The organism is Pseudomonas laurentiana, assembly GCF_014648275.1.
Classification (GTDB): Bacteria; Pseudomonadota; Gammaproteobacteria; order Pseudomonadales; family Pseudomonadaceae; genus Aquipseudomonas; species Aquipseudomonas laurentiana.
Genome location: NZ_BMQU01000010.1, coordinates 24,150 through 47,569 on the forward strand (window position 1 = coordinate 24,150; position 23,420 = coordinate 47,569).

Genomic DNA, 23,420 nt, shown 5'->3' on the forward strand with positions numbered 1-23,420 from the left:
GCAGTTACCTTTGCATGCAGGCACAAAAAAGCCACCGCGAGGGTGGCTTTCAGGAGGTGTCGCATTCCCGCGACAGCTTCGCAGGCAGTGCCGCAACGGCTATCAGTTCTGCGTGGTTTGCGCTGAGGCTTGTTGCGCCTGGCCGGTCTGTTCATACCAACCGCCACCAAGGGCCTTGTACAGGTTCACCTCACTGACCAGTTGCAGGAGGCGGTCGGCGATCAGCGCCTGTTGGCTGCTGAACAGCGAGCGCTGGGCATCGAGGAAGGTCAGGTTACTGTCGATCCCGATGCGATAGCGACGCTCGGCCAGGCGGTAGTAGTCCTGGTTGGCGGCGACCAGGTCGCGCTGCGCCTGAAGTTGTTCGTTGAAGGTCTGGCGTGCTGCCAGGCCATCGGCAACTTCCTGGAACGCGGTCTGGATGGTCTTCTCGTACTTGGCGACGTTGATGTCTTTCTGGATCTTCGAGTAGTCCAGGCTGGCGCGCAGGCTACCGGCATTGAAGATCGGCAGGTTTATCTGCGGCTGGAACAGCCAGGTGCCCGAGCCGCCCTTGAACAGACCGCCCATGTCCGGGCTGAGGGTACCGGCGTTAGCCGTCAGGCTGATGCTTGGAAAGAACGCCGCCCGTGCTGCACCGATGTTGGCGTTGGCAGCCTTGAGCAGGTGCTCGGCTTCCTGGATGTCCGGACGGCGTTGCAGCAGTTCGGAGGGCAGGCCAGCCGGTACCTCGTTCAGCAGGTCCGCGTTGAGTTCCTGGCTGGCCGGGAGGTTGGCCGGCACGCTGGTGCCGAGCAACACGGTCAGGCTGTTCAGGTCCTGAGCGACCAGGCGCTGGTACTGGGCCAGCTTGACCCTGGCACCTTCCACTGACGTCCGCGCCTGGCTCAGGTCCAGGGCAGACGAGACGCCGACTTCATTACTGCGTTTGGTCAGCTGGTAGCTTTCCTCGTAGGTCTTGAGGGTTTCCTCGGTCAGTTTGAGCAGGGCCTGGTCTGCCTGCCAGGTCAGGTAGGCGTTGGCGACACTGGCCACCAGGCTGATCTGTGTCGAGCGACGGGCTTGCTCACTGGACAGGTAGGTTTCCAGGGCCTGCTCGCTGAGGCTGCGGACACGTCCGAACAGGTCCAGTTCATAGGCGCTGACGCCGAGCGTAGCCGAGTACTGGCTGTTGATGTTCGCTTCACCGGTACTCGACACGTCGCCGGGAACGCGTTGGCGGCTGCCACTGCCATTGGCCGAGACGGCCGGGAACAGGTCTGCACGCTGAATGCGGTACTGCGCCCGGTAGGCGTCGATGTTCAGTGCCGCCACCCGCAGGTCGCGGTTGTTGACCAGCGCCGTCTGGATCAGCTGTTGCAGAGCCGGGTCATGGAAGAACTGGCGCCAGCCTTGCTCGGCTGCCGCGACCTCGGCCGACTCGGTCGGCGAGTAGGCCGGGCCTTGTGGCCACTGAGCCGCCACCGGCGACTCGGGCGTTTGGTAATCGGGGATCAGCGAGCAGCCGCCAAGAATGAAAGCGGTGACCGCCAGGGACAACAGGGACTTACTCATTGCCCAGCCTCATAGCGTGGAGTTTCGGGGGTGGCGTCGGCTTCACGCTTTTTGCTGGCGAACAGCGACGACACACTGACAAAGAATAGAGGTACCCAGAAAATGGCCAGTACCGTGGCGGTCAGCATCCCGCCAATGACCCCGGTACCGATAGCATGCTGGCTGCCCGAGCCCGCACCGCTGGAGATAGCCAAAGGTACCACGCCGAGAATGAACGCCAGCGACGTCATGATGATCGGGCGCAGCCGCATCCGGCAGGCTTCCACCGCGGCATCGATCAGGCTACGGCCCTGTTCATGCAATTCCTTGGCGAACTCGACAATCAGGATCGCGTTCTTCGCCGCAAGCCCGATAGTGGTCAGCAGGCCAACCTGGAAGTACACGTCGTTGGACAGACCGCGCAGGCTGGTAGCGGCCAGTGCACCAATGATCCCCAGTGGGACGACCAGCATGACGGCAATCGGAATCGACCAGCTTTCATACAGCGCTGCCAGGCAGAGGAACACCATCAGCAGCGAAAGGGCGTACAGGGCCGGAGCTTGCGACCCGGACAAGCGTTCCTCGTACGACAGACCGGTCCACGAATAGCCGACACCAGCGGGCAATTGTGCTGCCAGGCGCTCGACTTCAGCCATTGCTTCACCGGTACTGTAGCCAGGGGCCGGGGCACCGAGGATTTCCATGGCTTCAACACCGTTGTAGCGCGACAGCTTCGGTGCACCATAGATCCACTGGCCTTTGGCGAAGGAGGAGAATGGCACCATTTCACCGATCGAGTTGCGCACGTACCACTTCTGCAGGTCTTCCGGATTCATCCGTGACCCAGGTTCACCCTGGATGTAGACCTTCTTGACCCGACCGCGGTCAATGAAGTCGTTGACGTAGCTGGCACCCAGAGCAATCGACAGCGTGCTGTTGATCTCGGCAATGGTCACACCCAGAGCGCTGGCGCGTTCATCGTCGATGGTCAACTGGTATTGCGGTTCATCGTTCAGGCCGTTCGGACGTACCGCTGTCAGCACCTTGCTTTGGGCCGCCATGCCGAGGAACTGGTTACGGGCTTCCATCAGTTTGGCGTGGCCGATGCCGGCGCGATCCTGGAGGAAGACGTCGAAGCCGGTGGCGTTACCCAACTCCAGTACTGCAGGAGGGGCGAACGCGAACACCATGGCATCTCGGAACGTGAAGAAATGCTGCTGGGCACGTTTGGCCAAGTTGAATACGTTGTTTTCAGCGGAGCGCTGGTCCCATGGCTTGAGCATGATGAAGGCCAGGCCAGAACTCTGGCCGCGACCGGCAAAGTTGAAGCCGTTGACGGTAAACACCGAGCTCACGGTATCGGCTTCGTTTTCCAGCAAGTAGGCGCGCATCTCGTCGATGACCACCTGGGTACGCTCGGAGGTGGATCCTGCCGGTGTTTGTACCTGGGCAAAGAGTACACCCTGGTCTTCTTCGGGCAGGAACGCCGTTGGAATGCGGGTGAACAGCCAGACCATGCCGACGACGATGATCACGTAGGCCAGCAAGTAGGGCGCCTTGTGCCGCAGCATGCTGCCCACACCGCGTTCGTAGCTGCGTACGCTGCGGTCGAAGTTGCGGTTGAACCAGCCGAAGAAGCCACGCTTGGCAACGTGATGTTCACCTTTTGGCACCGCCTTGAGCATGGTTGCGCACAGGGCCGGGGTGAAGATCAGTGCTACCAGTACCGACAGCGCCATGGCCGAGACGATGGTGATGGAGAACTGCTTGTAGATTACCCCGGTGGAGCCGCCGAAGAACGCCATGGGCAGCAGTACTGCCGACAGCACCAGCGCAATACCGACCAGGGCACCCTGGATCTGGCCCATGGATTTCTTGGTGGCTTCCTTGGGCGACAGGCCCTCTTCGGACATCACCCGCTCGACGTTCTCCACCACAACGATGGCGTCGTCCACCAGCAAGCCGATGGCCAGTACCATACCGAACATGGTCAGGGTATTGATGCTGAAGCCGGCAGCCGCGAGGATGCCGAAGGTACCCAGCAACACCACCGGTACGGTCATGGTGGTGATGACCGTGGCGCGGAAGTTCTGCAGGAACAGGTACATCACCAGGAACACCAGCACGATGGCTTCGATCAGGGTGTGGATAACCCCGCTGATCGATTCGGTGACCACTGGCGTGGTGTCATACGGGAATACCGCCTTCATGCCAGGCGGGAAGAACGGTTCCAGCGAGCTGATGGTCTTGCGCAGTGCCTTGGCGGTATCCAGGGCGTTGGCGCCGGTTGCCAGCTTGATTGCCAGGCCCGAGGCCGGCTTGCCGTTGAACTGGGCGCTGACGGCATAGTTCTCGCCACCCAAGCCTACCTTGGCGACATCACCCAGGCGCACTTGCGAGCCGTCGCGGTTGACCTTGAGCAGGATCTTCTCGAACTGCTCGGCGGTTTGCAGGCGGGTCTTGCCGATAATGGTGGCGTTCAGTTGCTGGCCGGGCAGGGCCGGCAGGCCGCCGAGCTGGCCGGAGGACACCTGGACGTTCTGTGCGGCAACGGCCGTCTTCACGTCGACAGGGGTCAGCTGGAAGTTGTTCAGCTTGGCCGGGTCGAGCCAGATACGCATCGCGTACTGGGCACCGAATACCTGGAAGTCACCGACACCGGCAGTACGCGAGATCGGGTCCTGCATGTTCGAGACGATGTAGTTGGCAAGGTCATCCTTGCTCATGCTGCCGTCTTCGGACACCAGGCCGATCACCATGAGGAAGTTCTTCACTGCCTTGGTGACGCGGATACCCTGCTGTTGCACTTCTTGCGGCAGCAATGGGGTCGCCAGGTTCAGCTTGTTCTGTACCTGGACCTGCGCGGTATCAGGGTTGGTGCCCTGCTCGAAGGTTGCCGTGATGGTCATGCTGCCATCGGAGTTACTTTCCGAGGACACATAACGCAGGTTGTCGATCCCGTTGAGCTGCTGCTCGATTACCTGGACCACGGTGTCCTGCACCGTCTGCGCCGAAGCACCCGGGTAGGTCACGGCGATGGCGATTGCCGGTGGCGCGATGCTCGGGTACTGGTTGATCGGCAATTTGAGGATCGACAGTGCGCCGACCAACATGATCACCAAGGCGATCACCCAGGCGAAGATCGGGCGATCGATAAAGAATCTCGACATGGTTTACTCCCCTTTGGCCCCGGCAGTCGCCGCATTGGCCTGGGTTGGCTTGGCCAACTGGACGTTGGTCGCTTCGCGTGCCTTGACCTCGACACCAGGCTTGACGAACTGCAGGCCTTCAGTGATCAGGCGGTCGCCCGGGTTCAAGCCTTCTTCGATCAACCACTGATTGCCGACGGTACGGCTTGCCTTGAGCTGGCGCAGCTCAACCTTGTTGTCCTGATTGACGACCAATGCGGTTGGGGCACCCTTCAGGTCGCGGGTCACGCCCTGTTGCGGCGCAAGGATCGCTGCGTTCTTGATACCGGCCTTGAGCTGGGCATGAACGAACATCCCTGGCAGCAGGTTATGGTCAGGGTTAGGGAACACTGCACGCAGGGTTACCGAGCCAGTGGTGGGGTCGACCGAGACTTCGGAGAACTCCAGGCGACCGGCATGGGCATAGCTGCTGCCATCCTCAAGGGTCAGTTGAACCTTGGCGGCGTTGTTGCCGACTTTCTCCAGCTGACCGCTTTCCAGTTCGCGGCGCAGAGTAAGCAGTTCGACCGAAGATTGGGTGACGTCGACATAGATCGGGTCAAGTTGCTGGATGACGGCCATGGCGTCAGTCTGGCCATTGTTCACCAGTGCGCCTTCGGTGACTGCCGAGCGGCCAATCCGACCGGAAATCGGCGCCAGGACCTTGGTGTAGCGCAGGTCGATCTGGGCGCTCTTGAGGGCCGCTTCAGCCTGCAAACGTTTGGCTTGCGCGTCGTCGTATTCCTGACGGCTGACAGCCTGTTCGTCAACCAGCTGCTTGTAGCGCTCGGACAGCGCACGGGTCGATTGCAGGTTGGCCTGGGCACTGGCCAGGGTCGACTCATACACCGACGGGTCGATCTGATACAGCTGCTGGCCGAGCTTGACCTCGCTGCCTTCGGTGAACAGACGCTTGAGAATGATGCCGTTAACCTGAGGGCGAACTTCTGCGACCCGGTACGCAGTGGTACGTCCCGGCAGCTCTGAGGTCAGGGTATAGGCTTGAGGTTGAAGAGTGACCACGCCGACCTGGGGTGCTTGCGCGACTGGCGCCGCTTCTTCCTTTTTACAGCCGCTGAGTAGGGTTGTCAGGGCGACGGCGGAAACCAGAGCGGTAACAGCTGGTTTGAAATGCATGGAGATCCTCGGGTCGCTGAGAGCTGAAGACGCTCAAGAGTAGTGGAAATTGAATGAGAGAATAAATGGCATCGAGTGGATAAGTAGCTTACTAACGAATATACTTACATTCACGGTTGTTTGTAAACACCTCTCGTTCTGTCTACCCGACCGCAGCGAGACCTGAATTGACCCCCGGGAACTGGCCCAACAATCGCTTGCCCGGCCCAGAACCCGAGCGCCCACTGCGCTCGGCCCTTTGATGAGGTTGCACTGCCATGGTCCGTCGAACCAAAGAGGAAGCCCAGGAAACCCGTAGCCAGATTCTCGAGGCTGCGGAAAAAGCCTTCTACAAGCGCGGGGTGGCGCGTACCACCCTGGCCGATATTGCAGAGCTGGCGGGGGTGACCCGGGGGGCCATCTATTGGCATTTCAACAATAAGGCCGAGCTGGTTCAGGCGATGCTCGACACCTTGCGCGAACCGCTCGATGAGCTGGCAAAGGCGAGCGAGAGCGAGGAGGAGGTCGACCCGCTTGGCTGCATGCGCAAACTGCTCATTCAACTCATGCAGCATTTGGTGCTTGACCCGAAGACGCGGCGTATCAATGAAATTCTGCATCACAAGTGCGAGTTCGCCGACGATATGTGCGACATTCGCCAGCAGCGCCAGAACTCGCTCATCGACTGCCATGCGCACATTTCCCTGTCGTTGGCCAATGCAATCAGGCGCGGCCAACTCCCGGCCGATCTGGCCCCGGAGCGTGCAGCCATTGCAATACATGCTTATATAGATGGCATCATCAAGCGTTGGCTGCTGCTACCCGAGAGCTTCGACTTGCACAAGGATGCCGAACTGTGGGTAGACACCGGGCTTGATATGCTGCGCTTGAGTCCTGCCTTGCGCAAATAAGAGTTTGTGAAGGATTGTGAGCAATTGCGTCCAGTTGTTTCCAGCGCGCCAATCTGATGAAGTCGTCGGGCTCCGTTTTAACGGATTGTCTGCGCTCTTGTAGTTAGCAGGCTAATTAATTGTTTTTCATCGAGTCCCGCCATGAGTACCTTGAACCCGATGCTTGGCGGTACTGAACGGCCGCTCAAAGGTATTGCCTTGATTTGCCTGGCGGTGCTGCTGTTCGCCAGCCATGATGCCCTGTCCAAATACCTGTCCGGTTTCTACGCCATCGTGATGGTGGTATGGGCACGCTATGTCGTGCACACGTTGCTGATGCTCGCGGTGTTTGTACCGCGTGCCGGGTTTTCGGCGGTGGTGCGTACGCGGCGCCCGGGGTTGCAGTTGGCGCGGGCGTTGTGCCTGATCGGTACCAGCCTGTTCTTCACCACCGGCCTGCGTTACATCCCGTTGGCCGAGGCCACGGCAGTCAACTTCCTTGCCCCCTTGCTGGTGACGGCGCTGTCGGTACCCCTGCTGGGTGAGAAGGTCAGCCGTAGCCAGTGGCTGGCGGTGCTGGGTGGTTTCGTCGGGGTGTTGATCGTCGTGCGCCCAGGCGGTGCGTTGTTCACCCCGGCGATTATCCTGCCGCTGTGTTCGGCACTCTGTTTCGGTGGTTACCAGTTACTGACGCGCAAGCTCAGCGGTTTTGACAGCCCGACCACCAGCAACTTCCTCACGGGCATTCTCAATAGTCTGATCATGACGGCGTTGGTGCCGTTTTTCTGGACCGTGCCCAGCCTGACCCACGGCCTGTTCATGATTGGCCTCGGGACCTGCGGCATGCTGGGTCACATGCTGCTGACCCAGGCCTTCCGGCATGCGGCTCCGGCGATGCTGGCCCCGTTCAGTTATGGACAGATCCTGTTCGCCGGGATGTTTGGCTACCTGGTCTTCAACCACACGCCGGACGTGTTTGGTGTGGTTGGCATTACCATCATCTGCCTCAGTGGGCTGGCGGTGGCCTGGGCTCAACGTCGGAGCGCCTAGGCGCGGCCACGCAATTGCTGATTGGGCAACATCAGGGCGGCACTCAGGCCAAGCAACGAGATCACGGCGCTACCGAGCAAGACATCGCGGAAGGTCAGGCTTAGCGCACCGCGCAGGACCTGTAACGCCGGACCCTCCACGGTGTTCAGGCTGTCGAGCAGGATGTTGCTGGTGAGACCGTGTTCACTCACGCCAGGCTGAAGCGGGCCTGTATGCCCCAGCATTGCCAGCAGCAGTGCTGACATGGTCGCCACACCGATGGCACCGCCAAGTGCACGGAACAGGTTCGTGGTGCTGGTGGCGACGCCGATATCACGCGGTTCAACGGCGCTCTGCGCGGCAACCAGCGACGTTGGGAACTGCAGGCCTGAGGCGATGCCAGTCAGTAACATGAATGTGGCACTGGCCAGCCAGGCGTCAGGAGGTGTCAACGCCATGCCGATGATCGCCAGTGGCATAAACAGCGCACCGGTCAGGATCTGTGGTTTGAAACGACCGCTGCGCGCTGTCAGCCGCCCGCCCGTATAGGCGCCGATAGGCAGACCGATGGCCAGTGGCATGAGGTAGAGCGCCGCACTATCGGCACCTGCGCCGGTGATGCTTTGAAAGCGCAAGGGCATCAGCATGGACAGCGAAATAGCCTGGAAGCTGGTCATGAAAATGGTGCACCAGCACAGTGTCGCTGTGCGATTGCCAAACAGCTTCAATGGCAACAGGGGCTCAGGTGTTCGCTGCTGGTGGGCGACGAACAGCACCAGCCCTACGATGGCAGTGCCCAGCAAACCGAGCATTTCGCTGCTGTTCCAGGTATAGCCCTGGCCAATCAGGGTGATGCTCATCAGCAGGGTACCGAGCCCGGCAATCAACAGCACGCTGCCCAGGTAATCGATCACCGCCGCCCGTTGAGGGATCACCAGAACACGCAAGGTGCGTCGGGCGATCCACCAGGCAAGCAGGCCCAGCGGCAGGTTCAACCAGAACACCCAATGCCAGGACAGGTATTCGGTCAGGTAACCACCGAATACCGGCCCGGTCACACTGGCCAGGGCATACATGCTGCTGAAATAACCTTGGTAGCGGCCACGGTCGCGCGGTGCAATGATGTCGCCAATGATTGCCTGGCTGACAGAGATCATCCCGCCAGCACCGATGCCCTGCAGCACCCTCGCAACGACCAGTTGTTCCATGCTCTGAGACAGGGCACAGAACACCGAGGCCAAGGTAAACAGACCGATCCCGAACAGAATCATCCGTCGGCGCCCATACAGGTCACCCAGTTTGCCGTAGATAGGCACGGCCACGGTCATCGCTACCATGTAGCCGGAAATCACCCAGGCCAACAGACTGACATTGTCGAACTGGGTCGAGATGGCAGGCATCGACACGGCAACGATGGTCTGGTCCAGTGCACCGAGGAAAATCGCCAGCATCAGGGCGATCAGTACGCTACGCAGCACGGTTGGGGGCAAAGGGGCGTTCACGGACAAACCTTGGGTAAAAGTGAGTGATCAGTTTACTCGGGTGCGCCGACTTTTCTAATCAACCAGCGGCATAACGTGCTACAGGCCGATGTCCCACGCCGGTTCAGCACTGAAGCGCTCGGCGAGAAAGTCGAGCATGCTGCGCAAGGTCGCGGGCATGTGCTTGCGTGAGGTGTACACCGCATTCAGGTTCAGCTCGCGTGGCTTGGCATCGGGCAGCACCCGGATCAACGCGTTGCTGCGCAGCGACTCGGCCACCAGGTAGGTGGGCAGCATTGCGATACCTGCCCCAGCCAGGGTGGCCCGTTGCAGCGTCAGCGCCTCATTGGCGCTGATAGAGCCTTGTACCGGAACCGAAACCGCCTCGCCGTGTACCTCGAAATGCCAGAGGCTGTGACCGAAGTAGGAGTGGGTCAGGCAGTTGTGCCGGGTCAGGTCCTCGACCTGTTGCGGTGCCGGGTGCTCGCGCAGGTACGCTGGGGAAGCACAGATCACTGAACGACAGACCGTCAGGCGCCGCGCAATCAGGTTGGGGTCCAGGTCATTGCTGGTGCGGATGGCCAGGTCGATACGTTCATCCACCAGGTTGACGGTGCGGTCGAGCATTTGCAGGTCGATCTTCACGGCGGGGTAGCGTTTCACATAGTCGGCGATGGCTTCGACCAACTGAGCATGGCCGAACGACGTGCTGACACTGATGCGCAGTTCGCCGTGTGGTGCATCGTCCGGTCGTCTGACTGCCGTCTGCAGGTCACCGGCCAGCTCCAGCATTTGTCGGCAGCGCGGCAGGGTTTCGTTGCCCGCAGCCGTCAGGCTCAGTTTGCGCGTGGTGCGCTGCATCAGGCGGGCACCGACCCAGTCCTCAAGCTCTGCCAGGTAGCGCGATACAACCGGGCGGGAAAGCTCCAGATGGTCGGCTGCGGCCGATTGGCTCCCGAGGTCGACCACGGTCACAAACACTCGCATTGCAGTCAGACGATCCATGATTTGCCCGGTTTCAGAAACAAACTATGTCCAAGCATCGCATTTTTTGCGATGGATCGTGCAACTAAGCTATGCCTCATTGATGACTTCATCGCCATTCTGATCGGAGGTTTTCCATGAGCAAGATCGCAATCATTGGTGCTACTGGCCGTGCGGGTAGCCAACTGTTGGAAGAAGCGTTGCGCCGAGGCCATAGCGTCACGGCCATCGCTCGCAATACCGCATCCCTGGCCGGACGCCCAGGCGTGACAACACGCCAGTTGGATGTCACTGATGCTGCCGCGTTGGAGCAGGCGCTGGTGGGCCATGACGTGGTGCTTAGCGCGGCGCATTTCTCCGGAATCAAACCGCAGGCGATCATCGAACCGGTAAAACGGGCCGGGGTAAAGCGCCTGCTGGTCGTCGGCGGGGCCGGTAGCCTGCTGCTGCCATCCGGGCATAAAGTGATCGACAGTCCGGACTTCCCGGAAGCCTACAAAGCTGAAGCTACGGCAGGTGGCCATTACCTGGACACCTTGCGCCAGGAGCACGAACTGGACTGGACCTTCCTCTCACCCTCGGCCGAGTTCGTTGAAGGCGCGCGTACAGGTGTGTACACGCTGGGCAAGGATCACTTGCTGATCGGCGCTGACGGCAGGAGCTGGATCACCTTTGCCGACTACGCCATCGCCATGCTGGACGAGGTAGAGAAACCAGCCCATTCTCGCCAGCGCTTCACCGTGGGTGCCGGCAAGGCCGGCTTATAAGGCACTGCGCAGGCGGGCCAGGTCCCGCAATGGCGGTGCCCCGTACAGGCGGCTGTACTCACGGCTGAACTGTGACGGACTCTCGTAGCCGACACGATAGGCCGCTACCGAGGCCTCCAGTCCATCGTTGAGCATCAACCGCCTGGCCTCCTGCAGACGCAGTTGTTTTTGGTACTGCAGGGGGCTCATCGAGGTCATGGCCTTGAAGCGATGATGCAGCGTCGACGTGCTGAGGTTCACTTCCCGGGCCAGTTCGTCAATGCGCAACGGGTGGTGGAAGTGTTCATTCAGCCATTGAATTGCCTGACAGACACGGTGTGTCTGGCTAGTGGCCATGGCTATTTCATAGAGCCGGTAACCCTGCTGCCCACGCAGCAGCCGGTAGAGAATCTCGCGGCGTATCAGCGGTGCCAGTACTGCAATGTCTCTGGGGGTGTCGAGCAGCCGGACCAGGCGCAGCAAGGCATCGAGTAGCTCGCTGTCGATGCGTTCGATAAACAGGCCGCGCGCTGAACGCGGGGATGGCACGCTCGTGGGGCCGGCTTCGGCAATCAGACTGTGGATTTCAGCCGGATCGATATCCAGGCGCACGCCAAGCGTCGGGTTGTCCGGGCTTGCATCCAGCAGCACGCCGCTGATGGGCAAGGCCACGGACACCACCATGTAATGCAGCGGGTCATAGGTGTAGCACTCGTCGCCGAGGTGAACCTCTTTGCTGCCGTGGGCCATGATGCACAGCGCCGGTTGCGCGAGCGTAGGCATTGAGCGCACACGTTCCTCATAGCGCACCAGGTACAGGTCGTTGATGGCCGACGCAGCGCCGATCGGGCTTATCGCGTGTCGCTTGATCAGGTCCGCCAGTTCCAGTCGTTGCTGCTCAAATGCAGGTTCCAGCTGAGGGGGGACGGGGGCTTGAGATGACATGCGACAGCTTCCTGGGGTGACCAGACCAAGCATAGGTTTGTGCAAGTGACGATGCTAGTCGGATGCTGTCGGGTTCTTGCCTGATCCTGCGTGGGCGGTGTCATTCATTTGCACGAACGCGCTGGACGCTTGCCTGAAACCCTTCGACGCCGGCTCGATCAGGTCTGAGGGTGAACCGTCACGGGTGATGATTCTGTGCAGAATCAGGCAAGTCATCAGCAGGAATTGCCTATCGCTGCGTGTGCGTGCGGTTCTACGCTGTGCAACCTGGCAATTTCCCTCTGGCCGCCTTCAGGAGAACCGCCCCATGACGTCACCTCAACCGGTCAGCCACCTTGCATTTGTCCGTGCCAGTTTCGGCCGCTCGGCGGAGTTGGGCGAGCGTCTGCAGCAACTGCTTGAGCCCTCGCGCCAGGCACCGGGCTGCCTGAGCTTCAGCCTGCAACGCTCAACCAGTGATACCCAGCTCTGGCTGCTCAGTGGCTCCTGGTACGATCCAGCAGCGATGGCTGATTACTTCGCTTCGCCGACCTTGTCGCTGTTTGGTGATCTGCTTCAGGCTCAGCTACTCGACAGTCTCGACGTACAGACGTTCGGTGAGGCGCACACAGGTTAGAATGGCGGTTTTCCAGTCACCGAGGCAGGTTTCAACCTTATGGCACGTAGAGAGTTTGCGCAGTACGAGGCCGTTTCGGCCGTGGTTCCGGGAGAGGGCGGTTACAGTGCCGCCATCGCGGTAAAAGGTCTGGGCGCCGGTGGTGCACCACGCTTCCACAAAGTGCTGCCGGGCCAGACCTTCAAGACCGCCCATGACGCTGACACCGCCGCGTGTGGCGAGCTTGAGCGTCTGGTTGGCGTCAGTGAGGACGCCGAACTGCTTTGGTAACTTACACCTGCGGACGGGCCATCTTGAACAGATTGCCCAGTTCAAAGTAGTCCGCCGGGCCGCCGCCCCGCAGGATTGGCTCGGCGGCTGCCGTGTCGTAGATACCGTCTTTGAGCAGGTGCTCGGCGATGTGCACGGCCACCACCTCGCCCAGAATCAGCCAGCTCGGCACCAGTGCCTGGTCGGCACGTTGCAATTGGACGATCTGAGTCACCTTGCACTCGAATGACACGGGGCTTTCCTGCACACGTGGTACGGCGATCACCTTCGAGGCGGCCGGCGTCAGCCCACTCAAGGCGAACTCGTCGACGTGCGGCGCTACCGCTGCGCAGCTCTGATTCATGGCTTCGGCCAACGGCCGGGTAGCCAGGTTCCAGGCGAACTCGCCGGTCTGCTCGATGTTGTTCAGGCTGTCTTTGCGCCCGACGCTGCAGAAGCCGATGATCGGTGGGATGTAGTTGAACGCATTGAAGAAGCTGTAAGGCGCCAGGTTCAGGCGGCCTTCGGCGTCCTGGCTAGAGATCCAGCCTATCGGGCGCGGGCCGACAATGGCATTGAAGGGATCGTGGGGCAGGCCATGGCCTTTTGCGGGTTCGTAGTAGTACATCAAGGGTCTGCTAGCAGTTACACGGCCTGTTAGTGTGCCAAGGTCTGCTGCCCTTGAAAACGACCAAGCCCGGCCGAAGCCGGGCGTTGAGCGTGTCGTTGCCGTTCTATCAGCTGAAGCGGTGAGCCTGGGTGCGGTCAAAACCATCTTCTGCAAATTTTGCCGCGCCAGTGCGGTCGAAGCCGTCTTCTGCAAATTTTGCCGCACCAGTGCGGTCAAAACCGTCTTCGGCAAATTTGCCAGCGCCCGTCCGATCGAAACCGTCCTCGACGTAGCCAGCCGATTGGCTGTGTTCGGTGGCGAAGCCGTGTGCATGAGTACGTTCAAAGCCATCTTCAGCAAATGCACTGGCAGCCAGAACCGAGAGGGCGAGGGTCAAGATCAGTTTGCTTTTCATCGTTGTTGCTCCGGGTGGGTGAGGGTGTGTGTTTCTATGGGAGTGATGTTACGCCTATTAAATTGATTAAAAAGCGCAAAAAATAACTGATATAAATCGATTAATTCGATTCATATGGTGAAACAAAAAAATCCAACAAATTTTTCATCTCTGCTCGACTGGTTTTTCATTCGTATTTGCGCAGCCTTGCCGCACTTTTTCCTGGAGCGGTGACCGCATGAATAAACTTCCTCAGATAACCTTGGCGTTCTGGGTCATGAAGATCTGTGCAACCACCTTGGGCGAGACCGCCGGTGACTTGCTTTCAATGACCCTGAACGTTGGCTATGCCCTCAGCTCGGTCATTCTGATCAGCATTTTTCTCGCGACCCTGGTTACACAACTGTTTTCCCGCACCTACAGCCCGGTGCTGTACTGGCTGGTGATTTTGTCGACCAGTACGGCCGGCACAACGATGTCTGACTTCATGGACCGTACACTGGGCCTGGGCTATGCCAGTGGCTCGATGATCCTGATCGGCATACTTGCGGCGATTTTTGTTGCCTGGCGTTTCAGCGGCGACTCGCTCAACGTCAGCCATGTCCAGACACGGCGCGGCGAGCTGTTCTACTGGGCCGCCATTTTGTTCTCCAACACCCTGGGGACAGCGTTGGGAGACTACCTGGCCGACGACTCCGGCCTTGGCTTTGCCGGTGGTGCGTTGCTGATCGGCTCGGCGATTGGTCTGGTGGTATTGGCGCGTTACTGGACGCGGTTGTCGGGTGTGTTGCTGTTCTGGGTGGCGTTTGTGCTGACTCGGCCATTCGGCGCCACCTTGGGTGACTTCCTGACCAAGCCGCATGAAAAGGGCGGGTTGGATTTTGGCACCGTCGGTTCATCGCTGGTGCTGGGCGGTGTGCTGTTGGTGTTGATTGTCGCGGCCTCGTACTACCAGGGACGTGGGCAGCGTCAGGTCGTCGCTGAACTCTCCTGAGGCACTGAGTACAAAAAAAGGGGCCAGTAATGGCCCCTTTTTTGTGTTCTGGCGCTTATCCCTGTGTGGGACGTTGGCTTGCCAACGATGCAGGCCCGCGCACTTGCTGACACTCCGCTGGGGCCATTGCAGGCAAGCCTGCATCCCACAAAGGCTTCAGCATTTGCAGTGTTCAGCGTGTATCAGTCCGTGACGATTCGTGAATGCTGGCGGGTGTCCTTCATGAAGACATACACCAGCAGCGAACAGGCGATGCAGGCGGTGACGTACCAGTAGAAGCCGGCTTCCATGCCATTGCTCTTGAACCACAGCGCAACGTATTCGGCGGTACCACCGAAAATCGATACGGTCAGTGCGTAGGGCAGGCCAACGCCCAAGGCACGGATCTCGGTAGGGAATAGCTCGGCTTTGACCACAGCGTTGATCGAGGTGTAGCCACTGACGATGATCAGTGCAGCCATGATCAGGAAGAACGCGCCCCACCAGGTCTGGATGGTGTGCAGGGTGCTGAGGATCGGTACGGTGAACAGTGTTCCCAATACACCGAAGGCAATCAGGATCGGACGACGGCCGATCTTGTCGGACAGGCCGCCGATCACTGGCTGCAGGCACATGAACAGGAACATCGTGGCCGCTGAAATGGTGGTCGAGTCGCTGATGGTCATGCCCACCGAGTTCACCAGGTACTTCTGCATGTAGGTGGTGTAGGTGTAGAAGGCCAGGGTGCCGCCCATGGTCAGGCCAACCACCGTCATCAGCTCCTTGGGATGACGTATCAGTGTGCGCATCAGGCTTTCCTTGGACTTCTCCTTCTTGGTGAACGAACTGGTCTCTTCCATGCCACGACGCAGGTACAGCGCAACCACTGCGCACAGCGCGCCGATCACGAACGGTACGCGCCAGCCCCAGGCATAGAGCTGCTCGGTAGTCAGGGTTTGCTGCAGGATGATCAACACCGCCAGGGCGATGAGCTGGCCGGAGATCAGCGTCACGTACTGGAAACTGGAGAAGAAACCACGGCGCTCCTTGCTGGCCATCTCGCTGAGGTAGGTGGCCGAGGTGCCATATTCACCGCCTACCGACAGGCCCTGCATCAAACGGGCGACGACCAGCAATACAGGGGCCGCAACGCCGATGGTTTCATAGCCGGGCGTCAGGGCGATGAGCAGCGAGCCGGCGCACATCAGCAGGACCGAAGCCATGAGTGCAGCCTTGCGCCCCTTGCGGTCGGCGTACAAGCCCATCAGCCAGCCGCCGATAGGCCGCATCAGGAAGCCCACGGCGAAGATCGCGGCGGTGTTGAGCAGTTGGGCGGTGGAGTCGCCAGCAGGGAAGAAGGCCTTGGCGAAGTAAAGCGAGAATGCGGCGTAGACGTACCAGTCGTACCACTCGACCATGTTGCCGATGGAGCCACTGAAGATCGACTTGAGCCGGCTGGCAGTGGTTTTTTCTGCGGCAGGCGCAATGGCCGCCCCGACAGGCAGGGTGCTTGAATTATCCATGATGGATCCTTCTCGTTGTTTTTGTGGAGCGCGCCGAAGCGCAGCTGCCTGTGCCATAGCAGGAGCTGTGCCAGAGGCCGGAGGCCCGTTCTAGAAGGGGTTAGCCCATGTAGTGAGCGGAAATCCGCTTATCAATTGGGAGGTGGTAGGCAAGAATCCGCTTAGTGATTCAAGGCCGATCGAGAAAGTCTTCGCGCTGCAGAGCGTGGCGTTGCATCTTCTCGTTGAGGGTGCGCCGAGGCAGTTGCAGTTCTTCGAGCACCGCCTTGATGTCGCCCTTGTGGCGCGTCAGTGCCGCACGCAGGCATTGGGCCTCAAAGGCTTCTGTCTGCGCGGCCAGTGCCTGCCCACTTTCTACCAGCAGCGGTTGAGGGGCTGTCAGGCCCAAGGCATGGCGCTCGGCGGCATTGGCCAGCTCGCGCACGTTACCTGGCCAATCGTGGCTGAACAGGCTGCCCAGTTGTGCGCCGCTGAGCAGCGGCGGGGTGCGGGCCAGCCGTTCGGCGGCAGTCCGGGTGAAATGCTGAAACAGCAGCGGAATGTCTTCGCGGCGTTCGCGCAATGGCGCCAGATGCAGTTCGGCGACGTTCAAGCGATAGGCAAGGTCTTCACGAAAGCGCCCGGCACGGGCTTCTTCGAGCAGATCGGGCTTGGTCGCGGCAATGATTCGCAGGTCGACGGTGATGCTCTGGTTGGCGCCCAGGCGTTCAAGCTTCTGTTCCTGCAATACGCGTAGCAGCTTGGCCTGTTGAGCCAGCGGCATGCTCTCGATTTCGTCGAGGAACACCGTGCCGCCATTGGCGTATTCCAGTTTGCCGATACGCTTGCCCTGAGCCCCCGTGAAGGCACCGCTTTCGTGGCCGAACAGTTCTGCTTCAAACAACTGCTCGGGGATCGCCGCGCAGTTCAGCGCGACAAAAGGCTTGTTCGCACGAGGGCCGAAATCGTGCAGGCAACGGGCAACCTGCTCCTTACCGCTGCCGGTTTCGCCGCGTATCAGGACGTTGACCGGTAGCGCGGCCAGCTCCAGTACCTGACGGCGTAACTGCTGCATGCCTTGGGACATGCCAAGCAACGTGGACTCCAGCCGCGCCTTGAGGTCGGCCTGTTCATGTAACGAGCGGTTTTCCAGCACTAGCTGGCGTTTTTCCAGGGCGCGACGCAGGCTGCTGAGCAGGTCTTCGGGGCTGAAGGGCTTTTCCAGAAAGTCATAGGCGCCCTTGCGCATGGCTTGTACGGCCATCGGCACATCGCCATGGCCGGTCAGCAGGATCACGGGCAGGTCGGCGTCGCGTGCTTGCAGCTGTTCCAGCAGTTGCAGGCCATCCATGCCAGGCATGCGCACATCGCTCACCACGACGCCAGGGAAGTGTTCCGGCAATTGCGCCAGGCACGCGTCGGCGCGGCTGTGCAGCTGAACGCTGAAACCCGACAGGGTCAGCCATTGCTCCACGGCAGTAAGGATGCTGGCTTCGTCATCAACGACGATCACCGAATTCAACATGCAGGCTCCGGATCGCTGGGCAGGGTCAGGATGAAACGGGCACCACCGGGCAGGTTTTCAACCTGCAGGCGGCCACCGATTTCATGGACGATACCGTAGGAGATAGCAAGACCCAGGCCAAGTCCGTCACCCACCGGCTTGGTGGTGAAGAACGGGTCGAACACGTTGGCCAAGTGCTCATCGGCAATGCCACCACCGCTGTCCAGCACGCTCAATTTCCAGTGTTGCTGGTCGAGCTCGATGCGTACTTCCAGACGCTTGTACGGTTTATCCAGCATGGCGTCGAGGGCATTGCGCAGCAGGTTGATCAGCACTTGTTCGAGGCGGATCGCATCGCCACGTACCCACGCTGGTCGGGCCAGGTACAGGGCGGTACTGACGCCTTCGGCACGGATACGCGGATCGAGTAGCTGCATGGCCTGATCCACCACCGTGGCCAGGTCCAGGCGTTCGCGCAGGCCGCTGGGGCTGTTGCGAGCGAAGGTTTTCAAATGCCCGGTCAGGGCAGCCATGCGCGTCAGCATCTGTTCCAGTGGCTCCAGCGCCTTGCGGGCTTCATCAAGGTTTTCATTGTCCAGGAGCAGGCGCAGGGTAGCCAGTTGCATGCGCTGGGTGGTCAGCGGCTGGTTGATCTCATGGGCCAAGGCTGCCGACATCTGCCCCAGGGCAGCCAGTTTGGCAGACTGCACCAAGCCTTCCTGAGCCGTGCGCAGGTCGCGGGTGCGGGCTTCGACCAGGCGTTCCAGCTCCTGGCGGCTACGTCGGCGCAGGCGTGCCATGCGCAAGCGTTGGTTGATGAACAACAGTGCAAAGAACAGGCTCAGCCACAACGCGGCAGCGGCCAGCGCCGCGTTGCGCCCATCTTCGGTTACCTGAGGGCGACGCAACAGGTGCAGGGTCCAGCCTTCGGTGCCCAGCGGCAGGCTTTCCCACAGGTAGTCCTTGGTGCCAGCAGGCCCTTGGACACTGACCAGTTGGCTGCTGTCATCAAAGCGGTTTAGCGGTTGATGCTTCAGCGGCACCAGCGACTGTTTGTCGTACTGCCGGGTTTGTTCCAGTTCCTGGCGGTCTTCGGCGCCAAGCGGCCGTAGTTCGCGATAGCGCCAACCGTCCTGGTTGGCGATGAAGGTAATGCCACGGGCATCGCTGACCAGCAGGACATCATTGCCCTGGCGCCACTCCCGCTCCAGCTCCGGGAACTCCAGTTTGACCACCATGGCACCGAGAACGCGCCCGTTGCCGTCGTTGACTGCACTGGAGAGGAAGTAGCCGGGGATGCCGCTAGTCACCCCTACGGCATAGAAGCGTCCACTGCCTTGGTTCAGGGTCTGTTTGAAGTACGGCCGGAACGCGTAGTTCTGCCCAACGTAAGTGCTGGGCAAACGCCAGTTGCTGGCCGCAATGGCCTGGCCGGTGTGGTCCAGCAGTTCCAGGGTCGAGGAGTTGGCCGCATCATTGATGCGCTCCAGCTTGTGGTTGAGGGCGTCCTGAACTTCGGCCGTGACCGGCCCGCTGAGGGCCGCGATCAGTTCCGGGTCGAGGGCCAGCACCGCGGGCAAGGCGCGGTAGCGTTCGATCAGGGTGTGCAGCGAGTTGGCGTACAGGCCCAGTTGCTGGCTCGCTCTGGTGGCATCTTCCAGCAGGGCCTGGCGCTGGGCATGCTGCCAGGCCCATGCCGTGCTCAATAGCATCCCTGCGAGCATCACGAACAGAATCAAGCCCAAGCGCATGGCGCGAAAGGAAATAGGCATGGCAAACAGAATTCCGGCAATGGGGAAGGCGTCCCGGCACTTCCCCTTGAACATCGCGGCGACAGCTTACAGCAGCTCGAAACTCTGCTGCTTCACAGCCTCTGAATCCAGCCCGACCTGAACATTGAACTCGCCAGGCTCTGCGGCGAACTTCAACTGGGCGTTATAGAACTTCAAGTCGTCTTCGCTGAGGGTGAAATGAACGATGCGTTCTTCGCCCGCCTTGAGGCTGATTTTCTGGAAGTTTTTCAGTTCCTTGATCGGCCGGCTCATCGACGCCGCGACGTCACGCACATACAGCTGAACCACGGTTTCGCCGTCACGCTTGCTGGTATTTTTCACCCGGATGCTGGCATCGAGTGTTTGCCCAGGCTTCAGGGTCTTGCTGGACAGCGTCAGCTCCGACAGGCTGAAATCGCTGTAGCTCAGGCCATAACCGAACGGGTAGAGCGGGCCGTTGGGCTCCTCGAAGTACTGCGAGGTGTAGTTGCCCGGTTTGCCCGGCGTGTAAGGGCGACCGATGCTCAGGTGGTTGTAGTACATTGGTACCTGTCCCACCGAACGCGGGAAGGTCATTGGCAGTTTGCCGGAAGGGTTGTAGTCGCCAAACAATACGTCGGCGATGGCGTTACCGCCTTCGGTGCCACTGAACCAGGTTTCGAGCATGGCATCAGCCTGCTCGCGCTCCCAGGTCAGCGACAGTGGCCGACCGTTCATCAGCACCAGCACCAGTGGTTTGCCGGTGGCTTTCAGGGCTGTGATCAGGGCGCGTTGGCTGGCAGGGATTTCCAGCGTAGTGCGGCTGGACGACTCATGGGACATGCCCCGCGACTCGCCCACTGCGGCAACCACGACATCTGCTTGCTGCGCGGCCTTGACCGCTTCGTCGATCATCACCGACGCCGGGCGTGGATCGTCGACGATTTCCGGCGCATCGAAGTTGAGGAAGTTCAGGTAATCGAGGATCGCCTTGTCGTGGGTAATGTTCGCGCCCTTGGCGTAGATTACGCGGGCACGTTCGCCCAGCACACGGCGCATGCCGTCATGCAAGGTAACCGAATGACGTGGGCGGCCTGCCGCCGCCCAACTGCCCATCATGTCGATGGGGGCATCGGCCAGCGGCCCGACCAGAGCGATGGTGCCCTGTTTTTTCAAGGGCAGGGTCTGGTTGCGGTTTTCCAGCAAGACCATGCTGCGGCGTGCCACGTCACGGGCCACGTCGCGGTGCAGGCGCCCTTCGGCATAGGTGTCAGCCGGGTCTTCGCTGGCAATACCGATGCGTCGGTACGGGTTGTCGAACAGGCCCATGTCGTACTTGGCGCCCAGCACTTCGCGCACGGCATTGTCGATATCGGCCTGGTTGATCTCTCCGGATTTGAGCAGGCCAGGCAGTTCCTGGCCATACAGCGAGTCGTTCATGCTCAGGTCGATGCCGGCTTTGATCGACAGCTTCGCGGCTTCGCGACCATCACGGGCAATGCCGTGCTTGATCAGTTCAAAGATCGCACCGTGGTCGCTGACGGTGACGCCCTTGAAGCCCCACTCCTTGCGCAGCAGATCATTCATCAACCAAGTGTTGGCCGTGGCCGGTATTCCATTGATCGAGTTGAGCGCCACCATGACCCCGCCTGCACCCGCGTCGACAGCCGCGCGGTAAGGCGGGAGGTAGTCGTTGTACATCTTGGTCGGGCTCATATCGACCGTGTTGTAGTCGCGTCCACCTTCCACCGCGCCATACAAGGCGAAGTGCTTCACGCTGGCCATCAGGCTGGTGGCCGATGCCGGGCTGTTGTCCTGAAAGCCCTCGACCATCACCTTGGAAATCCGTGAGACCAGGTAGGTGTCTTCACCGAAGCCTTCACTGCTGCGGCCCCAACGCGGGTCACGGGCGATGTCGACCATCGGTGCAAAGGTCATGTCGATACCGTCGGCAGTGGCTTCTACTGCCGAGGTGCGGGCGACGGTGTGGATAGCGTCCATGTCCCAGCTGGAGGCCAGCGCCAGGCTGATCGGGAAAATGGTGCGATGGCCGTGGATCACGTCATAGGCGAAGAACATCGGGATCTTCAGCCGACTGTTCTTGACCGCAGCATCCTGCAGCGGACGGTTCTCGCTGCGGGTGATGGAGTTGAACGTACCGCCAATATTGCCCGCGGCGATCTCCTTGAGGATCTGCGGCTGGGGCATTTCCGGGCCGATGCTGATCAGGCGCAACTGGCCGATTTTTTCCTCGAGCGTCATTTGCTGCATCAGGTCGGCAATGAACGCCTGCTTGTTCTTCTGCGGCTCGGTCGTGGTATCGGCAAAGGCGGTATGGCTGGCCAGGCTGACAAGCAGGCCCAGCAAACAGAGTTTGTTCATGACTATTCGTTCTCATGGCTCAGAGCAGTAATCACCAGGGATACTGCACAGCCGAAATTGGGGGAGCAGCTATTGTTGTAATGGGCTGGGATCTTTTAGCCGATTGTGCCATCGCAATCCAGCGATGGCCGGGGATTATGCCTGATGTCTGGACTTTTACGGGTAATCAAGGAGCACGATGACAATGCAGGTAGTTCATGCCAAAGCGACACGCCTTTGGGTGTTGCTGATGCTCGCCAGCCTGTTGGCCGGTTGTGGGATCAACAACATTCCGCAGTATGACGAGCAGGTCAAGGCAGCCTGGGCGCAAGTGCAGAACCAGTACCAGCGGCGCGCCGACCTGGTTCCCAATCTGGTGGAAACGGTAAAAGGCTACGCCAAGCAAGAGCAAACCACCCTGACCGCGGTTATCGAGGCCAGGGCCAAGGCCACCTCGATTCAGGTCGACGCCAGTACCCTGAACGATCCGGAGAAATTGCGTCAGTTCCAGGCCGCACAGGCTCAACTCAGCGGTGCCTTGAGCCGGCTGATGGTGGTTTCCGAGCGTTACCCGGAGCTCAAGTCGAACCAGAACTTCCTGGCCCTGCAGTCGCAACTTGAAGGCACGGAAAACCGGATCGCCGTGGCGCGCAAAGACTTTATCGCCGCAGTACAGCGCTACAACACCGAGATCCGCACCTTCCCCGGGCGTATCTGGCACAGCCTGATGTACAGCGACATGCCGTTGCGTGAGACCTTCGAGGCGACCAGTGCCGATGCCGACAAAGCCCCTGAAGTGAAATTCTGATGCGCCTGTTCAAGGCTGCTGTGCTGCTGGCACTGCTCTGTGCAGCCGTGGTGCTGCGCGCCGAACCCAGCTTTCCGGCGCTCACCGGGCGGGTGGTGGACGAGGCTCATTTGCTCGACGCGGCCAGTATTGCCCAGCTCACCCAGATGCTGGCGACCCATGAGCAAGCCAGCGGCGGCGAGCAGGTGGTTGTCGTCACCCTGCCTGACCTGCAAGGCATGAGCATTGAAGACTACGGCTACCAGTTAGGGCGGCACTGGGGTATCGGCCAGCGCGGCAAGGACAATGGCGCGTTACTGATCGTCGTGCCGCAGGCGCGCAAGCTGCGCATTGAAGTCGGCTACGGGCTGGAAGAGCGCCTGACCGATGCCCAGGCTTCGGTCATTATCAACAGCATCATCACCCCGGCGTTCCGGCGAGGTGAGTTCAGCCAAGGTATCGTCCAAGGCACGGCGGCCATTATTCAGGTGTTGGGCGGCAACCCCCTGGCCGAGCCGGACCAGGCGACGGGCGGCGAGGCTGAGGGTGGTTCGCGGGGCTGGACCATCGGCTTGTTTATCCTGCTGGTAGTCCTCGCGTTCACCTTGCAGGGCCTCGGCTTGAGCGGTGGTCGCGGCAGGCGCGGCGGCGGTTTTGGTGGTGGTATTGGCGGCTTCGGCGGTGGTTCGGGCGGGGGCGGTTTCAGTGGTGGTGGCGGCGGTTTTGGCGGTGGCGGCTCATCGGGCGGCTGGTAGACAACT

20 protein-coding genes are annotated in these 23,420 nt (G+C 60.5%); 8 read left to right on the forward strand and 12 right to left on the reverse strand.

The annotated features are described in order from the left end of the window. Positions 1 to 102: 102 nt before the first annotated feature. The 3 genes from IE038_RS12005 to IE038_RS12015 are packed head-to-tail and all read right to left on the reverse strand — an operon-like array spanning position 103 to position 5,858. Positions 103 to 1,554, reverse strand: coding sequence for an AdeC/AdeK/OprM family multidrug efflux complex outer membrane factor (locus IE038_RS12005; protein ID WP_189395683.1), 1,452 nt, complete (start codon positions 1,552 to 1,554; stop codon positions 103 to 105). Continuing rightward, the gene (locus IE038_RS12010) at positions 1,551 to 4,703 is read right to left on the reverse strand and encodes an efflux RND transporter permease subunit (RefSeq protein ID WP_163937281.1); all 3,153 of its coding nucleotides are present in this window, start codon (positions 4,701 to 4,703) and stop codon (positions 1,551 to 1,553) included. The genes IE038_RS12005 and IE038_RS12010 overlap by 4 nt, the downstream gene beginning before the upstream one ends. A 3-nt stretch (positions 4,704 to 4,706) precedes the next feature. Continuing rightward, entirely contained in the window at positions 4,707 to 5,858 is a 1,152-nt protein-coding gene (locus IE038_RS12015; RefSeq protein WP_189395684.1) for an efflux RND transporter periplasmic adaptor subunit, read from the reverse strand. Between the two features lie 257 nt (positions 5,859 to 6,115). Here IE038_RS12015 and IE038_RS12020 point away from each other — a divergent pair, with 257 nt between their 5' ends. Then, on the forward strand, positions 6,116 to 6,748 hold the full coding sequence (locus IE038_RS12020; RefSeq protein WP_163937710.1) for a TetR family transcriptional regulator: 633 nt from the start codon (positions 6,116 to 6,118) through the stop codon (positions 6,746 to 6,748). A gap of 141 nt (positions 6,749 to 6,889) precedes the next feature. Beyond that, positions 6,890 to 7,777: a DMT family transporter gene (locus IE038_RS12025; RefSeq protein ID WP_163937707.1), complete on the forward strand. Its 888-nt coding sequence runs from the start codon at positions 6,890 to 6,892 to the stop codon at positions 7,775 to 7,777. Here IE038_RS12025 and IE038_RS12030 read toward each other — a convergent pair. Together IE038_RS12030 and IE038_RS12035 are read right to left on the reverse strand one after the other, a co-directional pair. Continuing rightward, entirely contained in the window at positions 7,774 to 9,264 is a 1,491-nt protein-coding gene (locus IE038_RS12030) for an MDR family MFS transporter (RefSeq protein WP_438810768.1), read from the reverse strand. The two genes, IE038_RS12025 and IE038_RS12030, sit on opposite strands and share 4 nt — an antisense overlap. Before the next feature lie 72 nt (positions 9,265 to 9,336). After that, positions 9,337 to 10,242: a LysR family transcriptional regulator gene (locus IE038_RS12035; RefSeq protein ID WP_163937704.1), complete on the reverse strand. Its 906-nt coding sequence runs from the start codon at positions 10,240 to 10,242 to the stop codon at positions 9,337 to 9,339. 116 nt (positions 10,243 to 10,358) lie between these two features. Here IE038_RS12035 and IE038_RS12040 point away from each other — a divergent pair, with 116 nt between their 5' ends. Then, on the forward strand, positions 10,359 to 10,988 hold the full coding sequence (locus tag IE038_RS12040) for an NAD(P)-dependent oxidoreductase (RefSeq protein WP_163937702.1): 630 nt from the start codon (positions 10,359 to 10,361) through the stop codon (positions 10,986 to 10,988). Here the strand turns inward: IE038_RS12040 and IE038_RS12045 are convergent. After that, on the reverse strand, positions 10,983 to 11,912 hold the full coding sequence (locus IE038_RS12045) for an AraC family transcriptional regulator (RefSeq protein ID WP_189395685.1): 930 nt from the start codon (positions 11,910 to 11,912) through the stop codon (positions 10,983 to 10,985). The two genes, IE038_RS12040 and IE038_RS12045, sit on opposite strands and share 6 nt — an antisense overlap. Positions 11,913 to 12,219: 307 nt before the next feature. Here IE038_RS12045 and IE038_RS12050 point away from each other — a divergent pair, with 307 nt between their 5' ends. Both IE038_RS12050 and IE038_RS12055 read left to right on the forward strand, forming a co-directional pair. Continuing rightward, positions 12,220 to 12,528 carry an antibiotic biosynthesis monooxygenase family protein gene (locus tag IE038_RS12050; protein ID WP_163937696.1) on the forward strand — a complete coding sequence of 103 codons (309 nt, stop codon included), beginning with the start codon at positions 12,220 to 12,222 and terminating at the stop codon, positions 12,526 to 12,528. A gap of 39 nt (positions 12,529 to 12,567) precedes the next feature. Beyond that, positions 12,568 to 12,798 carry a hypothetical protein gene (locus tag IE038_RS12055; protein ID WP_163937693.1) on the forward strand — a complete coding sequence of 77 codons (231 nt, stop codon included), beginning with the start codon at positions 12,568 to 12,570 and terminating at the stop codon, positions 12,796 to 12,798. 1 nt (position 12,799) lies between these two features. Here the strand turns inward: IE038_RS12055 and IE038_RS12060 are convergent, their stop codons facing one another. After that, positions 12,800 to 13,405, reverse strand: a complete 606-nt coding sequence (locus tag IE038_RS12060) for a flavin reductase family protein (RefSeq protein ID WP_189395686.1) — start codon at positions 13,403 to 13,405, stop codon at positions 12,800 to 12,802. Positions 13,406 to 13,514: 109 nt separating this feature from the next. Then, positions 13,515 to 13,802, reverse strand: a complete 288-nt coding sequence (locus IE038_RS12065; RefSeq protein WP_189395687.1) for a hypothetical protein — start codon at positions 13,800 to 13,802, stop codon at positions 13,515 to 13,517. A 217-nt stretch (positions 13,803 to 14,019) separates the two neighbouring features. On the opposite strand from IE038_RS12065, the gene IE038_RS12070 reads away from it, so the two are divergent. Next, positions 14,020 to 14,775, forward strand: a complete 756-nt coding sequence (locus tag IE038_RS12070; protein WP_163937690.1) for a COG4705 family protein — start codon at positions 14,020 to 14,022, stop codon at positions 14,773 to 14,775. Between the two features lie 182 nt (positions 14,776 to 14,957). On the opposite strand, the gene IE038_RS12075 is transcribed toward IE038_RS12070, so the two are convergent. The 4 genes from IE038_RS12075 to bglX form a co-directional block, all read right to left on the reverse strand. Beyond that, positions 14,958 to 16,277: an MFS transporter gene (locus IE038_RS12075; protein WP_163937687.1), complete on the reverse strand. Its 1,320-nt coding sequence runs from the start codon at positions 16,275 to 16,277 to the stop codon at positions 14,958 to 14,960. Between the two features lie 169 nt (positions 16,278 to 16,446). Then, on the reverse strand, positions 16,447 to 17,781 hold the full coding sequence (locus IE038_RS12080) for a sigma-54-dependent transcriptional regulator (RefSeq protein ID WP_189395688.1): 1,335 nt from the start codon (positions 17,779 to 17,781) through the stop codon (positions 16,447 to 16,449). Beyond that, on the reverse strand, positions 17,775 to 19,532 hold the full coding sequence (locus IE038_RS12085) for a sensor histidine kinase (protein WP_163937684.1): 1,758 nt from the start codon (positions 19,530 to 19,532) through the stop codon (positions 17,775 to 17,777). The genes IE038_RS12080 and IE038_RS12085 overlap by 7 nt, the downstream gene beginning before the upstream one ends. Positions 19,533 to 19,598: 66 nt before the next feature. Then, positions 19,599 to 21,893: a beta-glucosidase BglX gene (gene bglX, locus IE038_RS12090; protein ID WP_189395689.1), complete on the reverse strand. Its 2,295-nt coding sequence runs from the start codon at positions 21,891 to 21,893 to the stop codon at positions 19,599 to 19,601. A 184-nt stretch (positions 21,894 to 22,077) separates the two neighbouring features. Here bglX and IE038_RS12095 point away from each other — a divergent pair, with 184 nt between their 5' ends. Both IE038_RS12095 and IE038_RS12100 read left to right on the forward strand, forming a co-directional pair. Further along, on the forward strand, positions 22,078 to 22,680 hold the full coding sequence (locus IE038_RS12095; RefSeq protein ID WP_189395690.1) for a LemA family protein: 603 nt from the start codon (positions 22,078 to 22,080) through the stop codon (positions 22,678 to 22,680). Beyond that, the gene (locus IE038_RS12100) at positions 22,680 to 23,414 is read left to right on the forward strand and encodes a TPM domain-containing protein (protein WP_189395691.1); all 735 of its coding nucleotides are present in this window, start codon (positions 22,680 to 22,682) and stop codon (positions 23,412 to 23,414) included. The genes IE038_RS12095 and IE038_RS12100 overlap by 1 nt, the downstream gene beginning before the upstream one ends. Positions 23,415 to 23,420: the final 6 nt, after the last annotated feature.

Coding starts and splice junctions, on each gene's coding strand:
- IE038_RS12055 (WP_163937693.1), top strand. CDS start 12,568: ATGGCACGTAGAGAGTTTGCGCAGTACGAGGCCGTTTCGGCCGTGGTT.
- IE038_RS12100 (WP_189395691.1), top strand. CDS start 22,680: ATGCGCCTGTTCAAGGCTGCTGTGCTGCTGGCACTGCTCTGTGCAGCC.
- IE038_RS12080 (WP_189395688.1), bottom strand. CDS start 17,781: ATGTTGAATTCGGTGATCGTCGTTGATGACGAAGCCAGCATCCTTACT.
- IE038_RS12040 (WP_163937702.1), top strand. CDS start 10,359: ATGAGCAAGATCGCAATCATTGGTGCTACTGGCCGTGCGGGTAGCCAA.
- IE038_RS12005 (WP_189395683.1), bottom strand. CDS start 1,554: ATGAGTAAGTCCCTGTTGTCCCTGGCGGTCACCGCTTTCATTCTTGGC.
- IE038_RS12020 (WP_163937710.1), top strand. CDS start 6,116: ATGGTCCGTCGAACCAAAGAGGAAGCCCAGGAAACCCGTAGCCAGATT.
- IE038_RS12015 (WP_189395684.1), bottom strand. CDS start 5,858: ATGCATTTCAAACCAGCTGTTACCGCTCTGGTTTCCGCCGTCGCCCTG.
- bglX (WP_189395689.1), bottom strand. CDS start 21,893: ATGAACAAACTCTGTTTGCTGGGCCTGCTTGTCAGCCTGGCCAGCCAT.
- IE038_RS12045 (WP_189395685.1), bottom strand. CDS start 11,912: ATGTCATCTCAAGCCCCCGTCCCCCCTCAGCTGGAACCTGCATTTGAG.
- IE038_RS12035 (WP_163937704.1), bottom strand. CDS start 10,242: ATGGATCGTCTGACTGCAATGCGAGTGTTTGTGACCGTGGTCGACCTC.
- IE038_RS12010 (WP_163937281.1), bottom strand. CDS start 4,703: ATGTCGAGATTCTTTATCGATCGCCCGATCTTCGCCTGGGTGATCGCC.
- IE038_RS12095 (WP_189395690.1), top strand. CDS start 22,078: ATGCAGGTAGTTCATGCCAAAGCGACACGCCTTTGGGTGTTGCTGATG.
- IE038_RS12060 (WP_189395686.1), bottom strand. CDS start 13,405: ATGTACTACTACGAACCCGCAAAAGGCCATGGCCTGCCCCACGATCCC.
- IE038_RS12085 (WP_163937684.1), bottom strand. CDS start 19,532: ATGCCTATTTCCTTTCGCGCCATGCGCTTGGGCTTGATTCTGTTCGTG.
- IE038_RS12025 (WP_163937707.1), top strand. CDS start 6,890: ATGAGTACCTTGAACCCGATGCTTGGCGGTACTGAACGGCCGCTCAAA.
- IE038_RS12075 (WP_163937687.1), bottom strand. CDS start 16,277: ATGGATAATTCAAGCACCCTGCCTGTCGGGGCGGCCATTGCGCCTGCC.
- IE038_RS12070 (WP_163937690.1), top strand. CDS start 14,020: ATGAATAAACTTCCTCAGATAACCTTGGCGTTCTGGGTCATGAAGATC.
- IE038_RS12050 (WP_163937696.1), top strand. CDS start 12,220: ATGACGTCACCTCAACCGGTCAGCCACCTTGCATTTGTCCGTGCCAGT.
- IE038_RS12065 (WP_189395687.1), bottom strand. CDS start 13,802: ATGAAAAGCAAACTGATCTTGACCCTCGCCCTCTCGGTTCTGGCTGCC.